At 63.6% G+C, this 7,145-nt stretch carries 7 protein-coding genes; 3 read left to right on the forward strand and 4 right to left on the reverse strand.

Annotated elements, in window-relative coordinates; all coding sequences use genetic code 11:
- Positions 1-1,279 (forward strand): adenylyl-sulfate kinase (gene cysC / locus EN993_RS28325; RefSeq protein ID WP_127265425.1); only part of this gene is annotated, 1,279 nt, incomplete at its 5' end.
- Between the two features lie 10 nt (positions 1,280-1,289).
- Positions 1,290-2,081, forward strand: a complete 792-nt coding sequence (gene cysQ, locus EN993_RS28330; RefSeq protein ID WP_164757860.1) for a 3'(2'),5'-bisphosphate nucleotidase CysQ — start codon at positions 1,290-1,292, stop codon at positions 2,079-2,081.
- Positions 2,082-2,095: 14 nt separating this feature from the next.
- Here the strand turns inward: cysQ and EN993_RS28335 are convergent, their stop codons facing one another.
- The 4 genes from EN993_RS28335 to EN993_RS28350 all read right to left on the reverse strand — a co-directional run bounded on the left by EN993_RS28335 (position 2,096) and on the right by EN993_RS28350 (position 6,087).
- Positions 2,096-3,238, reverse strand: a complete 1,143-nt coding sequence (locus EN993_RS28335) for a DegT/DnrJ/EryC1/StrS aminotransferase family protein (RefSeq protein ID WP_109662407.1) — start codon at positions 3,236-3,238, stop codon at positions 2,096-2,098.
- A gap of 256 nt (positions 3,239-3,494) precedes the next feature.
- Positions 3,495-4,418, reverse strand: a complete 924-nt coding sequence (locus tag EN993_RS28340; protein ID WP_109662410.1) for a carbohydrate kinase — start codon at positions 4,416-4,418, stop codon at positions 3,495-3,497.
- Positions 4,415-4,861, reverse strand: a complete 447-nt coding sequence (locus EN993_RS28345) for an RbsD/FucU domain-containing protein (protein WP_109662412.1) — start codon at positions 4,859-4,861, stop codon at positions 4,415-4,417. Before EN993_RS28345 ends, EN993_RS28340 begins: the two co-directional genes overlap by 4 nt.
- Complete coding sequence (locus tag EN993_RS28350) at positions 4,861-6,087, reverse strand: ROK family transcriptional regulator (protein ID WP_109662414.1); 1,227 nt, start codon at positions 6,085-6,087, stop codon at positions 4,861-4,863. The genes EN993_RS28345 and EN993_RS28350 overlap by 1 nt, the downstream gene beginning before the upstream one ends.
- Before the next feature lie 227 nt (positions 6,088-6,314).
- Between EN993_RS28350 and EN993_RS28355 the strand changes: the two genes are divergently transcribed.
- Positions 6,315-7,145, forward strand: an 831-nt coding sequence (locus EN993_RS28355; protein ID WP_206532429.1) for a sugar ABC transporter substrate-binding protein, incomplete at its 3' end; no start/stop codon positions are given.

Raw genomic sequence — 7,145 nt, forward strand, 5'->3', positions numbered from 1 at the left:
ATGGTATTCCGGCCCGACGCTGATCGAGCAGCTCGAAACCGTGTCGGTCGATGAAGCGGTGGTTGAATTGCCGTTCCGTTTTCCGGTTCAGTATGTCAATCGCCCCAATCTCGATTTTCGCGGTTTTGCCGGCACGATCGCGTCCGGCTCGGTTGCACCCGGCGACGAGGTCGTTGTCGCCAAGTCCGGCAAATCCTCGCGCGTCAAGCGGATCGTCTCCTATGGCGGCGATCTCGCCCAGGCGGCTGCCGGCCAGGCCGTCACACTCGTTCTTGACGATGAGGTCGAGATCTCACGCGGCAACATGCTGGTTTCGCCGGCCGCACGGCCGCAGGTTGCAGACCAGTTCGCCGCCAACATCGTCTGGTTCGACGAACATGCGCTGCTGCCCGGCCGCTCCTACATTCTGCGCACTGAGACCGATCAGACCAGCGCCACCGTCACCGATCTGAAGTACCGGATCAACGTCAACGACTTTGCCCATGAAGCGGCCAAGTCGCTCGAAATGAACGAAGTCGGTATCTGCAACATCTCGACGCGGACGCCGATCGCCTTCGATCCCTTCGCCGAAAACCGCATCACCGGCGCCTTCATCCTGATCGACCGCATTTCCAACGCCACGGTCGGCGCCGGCATGATCCTGCACTCGCTGCGCCGCGCCGAAAACATCCATTGGCAGTCGCTCGATGTCGGCAAGCACGTGCGCGCAGACATGAAGAACCAGCGGCCCGCCGTGTTCTGGTTCACCGGGCTGTCGGGCTCCGGCAAGTCGACCATCGCCAACCTGTTCGAAAAGAAGCTGTTCGCCACCGGCCGCCATACCTATATCCTGGACGGCGACAATGTCCGTCACGGTCTCAACCGCGATCTTGGTTTCACCGACGCCGATCGCGTCGAGAACATCCGCCGCGTCGCCGAAGTGGCGCGTTTGATGGCCGATGCCGGGTTGATCGTCATTGTTTCGTTCATTTCGCCGTTCAGCGCCGAGCGGCGCATGGCGCGCGAATTGATGGCGGACGGAGAGTTCATCGAGGTGTTCGTCGATACGCCCTTCGAGGAATGCGCCAGGCGCGATCCGAAGGGCCTCTATGCGCGCGCACTGAATGGCGAGATCAAGAATTTCACTGGCGTCGATTCTCCTTATGAAGCGCCGGAAAACCCCGAAATCCATCTAAAGACACTCGGCAAATCGGCCGAAGAGATGGTAGATGCCCTGGAACACTGGCTGAACGAGCGCGACATTGCCGAAGACCAATACGACAGCGGCGGCGGCATCTGACGACAGGCTGATGCTCGAAATCTTCGAGCGGCTGGCCTTGGCGGCCGGGCGCGAGGTGATGCGCGTGTTCCACGCCGGCTGCGCGGTCGACCGCAAGTCCGATTCGTCGCCAGTGACCGAGGCGGACCGTGAGAGCGAGAAGATCATTCTCACCGGACTGCGCGCCGCATTTCCCGACATTCCCTGCGTGGCCGAGGAGGAAGCATCCGCCGGCATCGTGCCGCCCGACCTGGCCGGGGCTTTCTTCCTTATCGATCCGCTCGACGGCACCAAGGAATTCGTCAACCGCCGCACCGATTTTACCGTCAACATAGCGCTGGTTCGCGATGGCGTGCCGGAAGTCGGCGTCGTCTTTGCGCCCTGCACCGGCCGCTTCTTTTCCGGTCTGCCGGGCAGGGCGGAATCTCTCGAAATCGATGGCGACTACCAGATCGTCGGCCGCCGGCCGATTTCGGTGAGAACAGCCGTGGCGCCGCTGGCCGTCGTTGCCAGCCGTTCCCACAACACGCCGGAGACCGAGGCCTATATTCGCGACTTGGGTGCCGCCGAAATCGTCTCGGTCGGTTCGTCCTTGAAATTCTGTCTTCTCGCCAGTGCCGAGGCGGATGTCTATCCGCGCTTCGGCCGCACCATGGAATGGGATACGGCGGCGGGCGACGCCGTGCTTCGCGCGGCCGGCGGCATGACGCGCACGCTCGATGGCCAGCCTCTGGTTTATGGCAAGCGCAGGCAAAGCGACGACGAGGACTTCGCCAATCCGCATTTCATTGCCAGCGGCAGGGCAGGGGTCAGCCCCGCCTGAGAAGGCCCCGCAGCCTACTCGGCTGCGGCCTGCGCTGAATTCGAGCCGATATAGTTACGGATCGTTTCGATGATGCGGTCCTGGTCGTCTTCGCTGAGATAGGGGTGCATCGGCAGACAGAGAATCCGCTTCGGCAGGTCTTCCGACACGGCAAGGCCGGTCGGCGTGCGCGGGTAGTCGCGATAAGCGACCTGGGCATGCAGCGGCTTCACATAATAGATGACCGACGGAATGCCCTTTTCGCCGAGATGCGCCTTCAGCCCGTCGCGCTTCGGCGTCTCGATGGCGTACTGCGCCCATGCCGAACGGCTGCCGTCCAGATTGCGGGCGGCGGTGACGACGTCGCCAAGCCCGTCGGCATAGCGCTTTGCCACCACTTGGCGGGCAACCATCTCGTCTTCGAGGATGGCCAGTTTCTCGATCAGGATCGCCGCCTGCAGCGTGTCGAGCCGCGAATTGATGCCAACGCGGACATTGTCGTATTGCGTTTCGCCCTTGCCGTGGAAAGCGAAGGATCTGAGCTGCTCGGCCAGCGCATCGTCATTGGTGAACATCGCGCCACCGTCGCCATAGCAGCCAAGCGGCTTTGCCGGGTAGAAGCTGGTCGAGCCGACCGCGCCGAACGAGCCGCACATCTTGCCGTCGAGCGAACCACCCATCGACTGGGCGGCATCCTCGATCACCATCAGCCCTTCGCGGTTGGCGATCGCCATGATCGCCTCGTAGTCGGCGGCAAGGCCAAACAGATCGACGGGAATGATTGCCTTGGGCTTCAGCCGGCCTTCCTTCTTGATCATGGCGATGGCCGCTTCGAGGCTGGCAACGTCGATGTTGTACGTATGCGGGTCGACATCGACGAACACCGGCTCGGCCTTGGCCAACGCCACCACTTCAGCGGTGGCGGCGAAAGTGAAGCTCGGCACGAACACCGCGTCACCCGGGCCGACGCCGGCCGCAAACAGCGGCAATAGCAGTGCATCTGTGCCGTTGGCGCAGGCCACGACATGCTTGGTGCCGATATAGGCAGCGAGCTTGTTCTCGAATTCAGTGACTTGCGGGCCGAGAATATAGCGGCCCTCGTCGACGACACGGTCGATCGCGGCCTTCAGCCGGTCGCGGATTCGTTCGCGCTGCGCGCCAAGATCGATGAACTGCATGTCGGCCTCAAAACGGGTTAGCCAGATAACCGGCCGCTGGTACCAGAGTTGCGCCTGCCGAGAAAGCCGGGCAGGCAGAGCAGCGAATTGCCTAGGTGTCGCAGTCTGTTACCTGTATCTTCCGGCGTGTCTTCGCGAGATGCCGGAAATCCGGGCTTCGTCAGGCACAATCCTACCTCAATAATCCCTGGGATCGACCCTGCGAAACATAAAGTGATCGACCAGCTCAACCAATCCTCGGCAGGTTGCGGTCCGTTCAGACGATCTCATGCCGCCAGGGTGGGTTGGCGCCGGCCCGCGACACGGTCACCGCCGCCGCCTTGGCGCCAAGTGCCAGTGCCGTTTGAATGGCATCTTTCGACAGATCCGCGATTGCCGCCTTCGTCAGCAGGCCCTGCTCGTGCAGCGAGGCGAGGATGCCGGCGTTGAACGTGTCGCCGGCGCCGACCGTGTCGACCACCTCGACCTTTTCCGGCATCACCGTGACGGTGTGCTCCTTGCTGTAGCCGACGGCGCCTTCGCTGCCATGGGTGACGACGATCAGCTTGGGGCCGCGGTCCAGCCAGTTGCGGATGACATCCTCGTGCGAGCCGGCTTCGCCGAACCAGTTCAGGTCCTCGTCCGACAGTTTCACGATGTCGGCCATCGCCATCATGGCGCGGATGCGCCTGAGGTGCTTGGCCTTGTCCGGGATGAAGTTCGGCCGGATGTTGGGATCGAGCATCATGACGCGGCTTGCCTGCTCGCGCCGCATGAACTCTTCATAGGCGCCGCCGGCGGGCTCCGAGATCAGGCTGATGGCGCCAAACAGCATGGCCTCGATCTCGCTGCCGAGCTGCGGCAGGTCGTCGATGGTCAGCATGCGGCCGGCGGTGTTCTCGTCATAGAAGGTGTAGGTCGCCTGGCCGTTGGTGAGCTTGACGAAGGCCAGCGTCGTTGGCCGAGGCGAAGTGTGTGCGTAGGTGGAACTGACCTTGCTCGCCCCAAGCGCATCCCGGAACTGGCCGCCGAACAGATCCGAAGACAGGCCCGAAAAGAAGCCGGCCGGCGCGCCGAGCCGGCCAAGTGCGATCGCCGTGTTGAACACGGCGCCGCCGACATAAGGCGCAAAGGCCGGCTCGCCCGCTGTCGTCGTGCGCGGCAGCATGTCGATCAGGGCTTCGCCGCAGCAGAGGATCATGGCTTCCTGGTCTCCGGCGGATAGATCACGCCCTTGCGGATGATGATGTTGGCGTAGAGCCGCGGCTCGCTTGTCGCGACGATGGCATGCGCCGATTTGACCCGTGCATAGAAGTCGGCGCCGGCCAGCGCAACCACCTTGCGGCCCGGCGCGCGTTTGGCGCAGATCGCCTCGATTTCATGATGGACGGGATCGGCAAGCGAGGGGTCGCCCTTGACCGAGGCGCGAAACAGCGCCTCCGGCACGGCGTCATCCACCGGCAGCACGCTCAGGATTGCGTCGAGCACCGGGATGAGGTGGTGACCATCGGCTCGTACCAGCCGGGTTGCCTGTTGCTCGGCCGGATAGTTTCCGTCGACAAGGGCGATTTCGTCGCCATGGCCCATGCCGCGCAGGATCGCCAGAAGCTCTGGACCGAGCAGCGCCGGGATTCCGATCAGCATCAGGCGCTCCTGGAAATCGTCGTCGATCCGATCAGGAAGCGTTCGGATAGTGGCAGGCTGGCGCCGCCGAGCGCCCGGGCGTGAATGCCGACGGTTCCCTCGCGGACGGCGGGCAGCTTCAGGCCTTCGCCGTCGATCGTGGCGATGGCCGCGATGATGGCGTCAACCAGCCGGCGGCGCACCGCCTTCGGCATCCATCCGTCGATCACCGCCGCTTCGAAATCGATGACCGAGGATGCGGCGACGATGGCGTAGGCGAGCGCCCGCGAAGCGCTGGCGATCCAGTCGTCGAGCTCGGGTCCGATCTCGCCCCAATCTTCCGGCGATGTCCATAGATGCGAGGCCTCGACGCCGCGCGCATTGAGCGCCTTTTCGAGCATGGCGATGGACGCCACGTCGATCAGCTGGGTCGGTTTGCCGTCCGGCCCGGGCACGGGCATGGAGCCGAGTGCTCCGGCATTGCCGGTCGGGCCGCCGAAAAGCCGGCCATTCAGCACGATGCCGCCACCGGCAAAGGCGCCGATATAGAAATAGACGAAGTCACGCGCAGCCCCCGCCTGGCCGAAGACGAGCTCGGCGCCGCAAGCCGAAGTCGCATCGTTTTGCAAATAGACCGGAAAATCGCATTGCGCCTGGATGTCGGCCCTGATGTCGCGGTGGCGCCATTCGTCCATGACGTCGCGCGGGGCGCCGGCGGTATCGGCCCAGTTCCACAATTCGAACGGCATGGCGATGCCGAGTCCGGCGATGCGCTTGTCCTGTGCGGGCGTCAGCGCGCTGCGCATCTGCCGCATGCCGTTGCTGACGAAGTCCACCGTCTCGCGCGGCGCCGGGTAGCGGTATGAATGCTGCAGCATCGAGCGCACATTGCCGAGGAAATCGATCAGCACCAGTTCGGCGCTGCGGCGGCCGATCTTCAGGCCGATGAAGAAAGCGCCTTCGGGATTGAGCGCCATCGGGATGGAGGGCTGGCCGATCTTGCCGCGCAACGGCGCCTGGCGCAGCAGAAGGCTCTCTTCCTCCAGCTCGCGCATGATGACCGAAACCGTCTGCGCCGAAAGTCCGGTCATGCGGGCGATGTCGGATTTCGCCAGGCTGCCGTGCTGGCGCACCAGCGAGAGCACCAACCGCTCGTTGTGGTCGCGCATGCCGCTCTGGTTGGTGCCGCGGTGAATGAGGCTGTCATTCACCTCGGGCGAACCGTGCCTCGCAATGGCGGTTTCCACCCTGTTCCTCCCGTCGTTTCCCCTCAATGCTTTTGGGCCAGAATGGGTGAACGAAGCAAGGCTGTCAATAATAAATAAGAGTGATTTAATTATTGACAGAGGCTTCGGCCTAGTGTCTGTTGAGGCGGCGTCCGCGCTGGGAGAATATCGTGGATGCGCTGCAGGTGCCGGTTGGCCGGCATCGGAATGGTTCCACTGGGAGGAAAATCGTGACCAATACAAAACTATTGAAATCGACCGTGTTTGCCGCCGCGGCTCTGGGCCTGATGGCGTTTGCCTCGTCCGCATCCGCGGCCGGTGTCGGCGCCTGCCTGATCACCAAGACCGACACCAATCCCTTCTTCGTCAAGATGAAGGAAGGCGCGACCGCGAAGGCCAAGGAACTCGGCGTCGACCTCAAGACCTACGCCGGCAAGATCGACGGCGACAGCGAGAGCCAGGTCGCGGCGATCGAAAGCTGCATCGCCGACGGCGCCAAGGGTATCCTGATCACCGCGTCCGACACCAAGGGCATCGTGCCGACCGTGAAGAAGGCGCGTGATGCCGGCCTACTGGTGATCGCGCTCGACACGCCGCTCGATCCGATCGACGCGGCCGACGCGACCTTTGCGACGGACAATCTCGAAGCCGGCAAGCTGATCGGCGCCTGGGCCGCCGCCACGCTCGGCGACAAGGCCAAGGACGCCAAGATCGGCTTCCTTGACCTGACGCCGTCGCAGCCGACCGTCGACGTGCTGCGCGATCAGGGCTTCATGATGGGCTACGGCATTGACGTGAAGGACCCCAACAAGATCGGCGACGAGACCGATCCGCGCATCGTCGGCCACGACGTCACCAACGGCAACGAAGAGGGCGGCCGCAAGGCGATGGAGAACCTTCTGCAGAAGGACAACACCATCAACGTCATCCACACCATCAACGAACCGGCCGCTGTCGGCGCCTACCAGGCGCTCAAGGCTGTCGGCCTCGAAAGCCAGGTGCTGATCGTCTCCGTCGACGGCGGCTGCCCCGGCGTGAAGTCGGTGGCCGAAGGTGTCATCGGCGCCACATCGCAGCAA

Origin of the sequence: Mesorhizobium sp. M7D.F.Ca.US.004.01.2.1 (genome assembly GCF_003997785.1) — a bacterium.
GTDB classification, from domain to species: domain Bacteria; phylum Pseudomonadota; class Alphaproteobacteria; order Rhizobiales; family Rhizobiaceae; genus Mesorhizobium; species Mesorhizobium loti.